Source organism: Marinobacter sp. UBA2498, from assembly GCF_002341575.1.
GTDB classification, from domain to species: domain Bacteria; phylum Pseudomonadota; class Gammaproteobacteria; order Pseudomonadales; family Oleiphilaceae; genus Marinobacter; species Marinobacter manganoxydans.
In genome coordinates this window covers 1,188-3,418 of record NZ_DDOI01000127.1, presented here as the reverse complement: position 1 = coordinate 3,418, position 2,231 = coordinate 1,188, and the positions used below count along the sequence as shown (strand labels likewise).

The following is a 2,231-nucleotide window of genomic DNA, read 5'->3' as shown; positions in this document are numbered from 1 at the left end:
CGGAGGTTGTTGCCCGAACCCGCCTCTCCAATAAAAAACACGGCCACGGCGCGCTGCTGCAGTGGAAAAATATGGACAACGTCCTGCTGCGCGAGGTGGTGTATGCGAGGACTCTGAACGGTGATAACGCTCGTCAGATACGAGAGCTGTTGGTGGACACCGGCTATCCCCTCGAACCCGGCAATATTAGCTGGACACGACTGCAGCGGTATTTGCTGGAGGAAATGGCAAAGGCGCCTCCGGCCACAACCGTCGACCGCAGCGGCTGGCATGGGCCTATTTTCGCGACGAGCAGCTGGACGGCAGGACAGGCGGATGAGCAGCACCACTTTGTAGGGCAGCTATCGACCTCACCGTTGCTCCAGGAAAGCGGGTCTCTTCAAGACTGGCAGAATCAAGTGGGGAAGCTCTGTGGCGGCAACCCGCTGGCGATCCTCAGCGTCGGGGTGGCACTCGCGGCGCCCCTGCTAAAGCATGCGGAGCTTGAAAATGGGGCCTTTCACTTGGTTGGTAATAGCTCCACCGGGAAAACGACGTTGCTGCAGGTGGCCGCGAGTGTTTGTGGAGCACCAACGTTCGTGAGGAACTGGGTAGCGACTGCCAATGGCTTGGCAGCCGTCGCTGCTGAGCACAACGACATGTTGTTAGCGTTGGACGAGATTGGCCTGGCTCGGCCGGAAGATGTCGATGTGGCGACGTATCACATAATGACCGGTGCCAGTAAGCTGCGCGCGAATATCTCAGGGGATCTTGCTGAACAAACGCACTGGCGAACGCTGGCGTTAAGTACTGGTGAGGTATGGCTGTCGGAAGTGTTTCAGGAAATAGGAAAGTCGGTTAAAGCCGGCCAAGAGAATCGTCTTGTCGAGATCCCCGTTTTTGGAAAATTTGGAGCCTTTGACGAGGTGCATGGCTTCAGCAGCCCCCAAGAGTTCGTGGACGCGTTGAAAAGCCGCACCAGGCACTACCATGGCACGCTGTTCCGGCACTGGCTTGAGCGTCTCACAGAAGATGTGGATGACTTGCCCGGCTATATCCAGAATGAGGTCGCCCGGTTGACGGACCAATGGAAGACCTCTCATATGGCTTCGCAAGTCCTCCGGGTGATCAGGCGGTTCGCACTGATCACCGCTGCTCTGTGCCTAGCCTGCCGGAACTACCTACTCCCCTGGTCGGAAGCGGAGTCAGTTCGAGCGGTACACCAAGCAGTTGGAGCCTGGCTTCGGAGCCGAGGTCACATCTTCAATTCGGAGGAGCACCGCATTTTGGCTCGCCTTCGCGATGCGATTTACAAATGGAATCACCGCCTTGTTGACATAGAGCGGGGGGATTACGGAAGAGCAATTGGTCTGCGACGCAAAGTGGCCGGTGAGACGCAGTGGCTGATACCCAAGAATACTCTGATCAAGGAGCTTGGCCTTCGTAGTCGATACACTCGGGAAATTGAGCCGCTTATTCAGAGAGATTTCATGGAAACCAATGAGCAGAGCCGTGGCACCATGAAAATCAAACTGCGGGATCGATCGGAGCGTTTTTTCGCCCTGTGGCCTGATCGCATCAAGGCGTATTGGGAAGCGCTACCGGATGGAGATGGACTTTCCCAGTTTCCCACTATTCCCACTGGTGATTCGGAGGTTAAAGGAGGATGATTGATAAAACCTTCAGTCCGCCTTCGGAAGAGGTGCGCACCAAGCTTCTGGCTCGTTCTGGACAGTGTGAGCGACTGGTCCGGGAGGGGGATCGCCGCGCGATTACCGGCGTCAGCCGAACTCAGTGGTGGACCTTGGAACGAAAGCGAGCGGCTCCGGCACGGCTCAAGCTAGGCTGCAACTCGGTGGCGTGGCGGTTATCGGATCTGTTGGCCTGGATCGAGCAACAAGGGGCCTGATCTGGCCCCTTTACTCTCCAGAGCCGACTTCACCTCTCACGATGGGCGCCAGCCACTCGCAGAGCGCCTCGTGAGCCTCTTTTCGTTCTTCAAAATACGCATGCTTGTTATAGACCCGGTCAGTCCGGTTGCCGGGCAGCTGATTCAGGCAGCGTTGGGCCAGATTGTCATCAAAGCCGAGCTTACCCAGTTTCGTACGGGCCGTGCCGCGAAGATCGTGGACGCGGCGCTTGTCAAATGAGAAGAGCTTTTTCTCAAAGAGCTTCTTGAGCGCATGGTTGAGCGTATTCTCGCATACGTGCGGAGTCCGTGCTTTTTTGCTGATCCTGCGAGCTGGGAAGAC

General features: G+C 56.9%; 3 protein-coding genes. 2 read left to right on the top strand and 1 reads right to left on the bottom strand.

What is annotated here, in order from left to right:
• Both B2W52_RS17765 and B2W52_RS17760 read left to right on the top strand, forming a co-directional pair.
• Positions 1-1,649, top strand: a 1,649-nt coding sequence (locus tag B2W52_RS17765; RefSeq protein WP_286803823.1) for a DUF927 domain-containing protein, incomplete at its 5' end; no start/stop codon positions are given.
• The gene (locus tag B2W52_RS17760; protein WP_082823771.1) at positions 1,646-1,888 is read left to right on the top strand and encodes a helix-turn-helix transcriptional regulator; all 243 of its coding nucleotides are present in this window, start codon (positions 1,646-1,648) and stop codon (positions 1,886-1,888) included. The genes B2W52_RS17765 and B2W52_RS17760, both read left to right, overlap by 4 nt.
• Before the next feature lie 10 nt (positions 1,889-1,898).
• Here the strand turns inward: B2W52_RS17760 and B2W52_RS17755 are convergent.
• A partial coding sequence (locus tag B2W52_RS17755; RefSeq protein ID WP_476738543.1) for a site-specific integrase occupies positions 1,899-2,231 on the bottom strand: 333 nt, incomplete at its 5' end.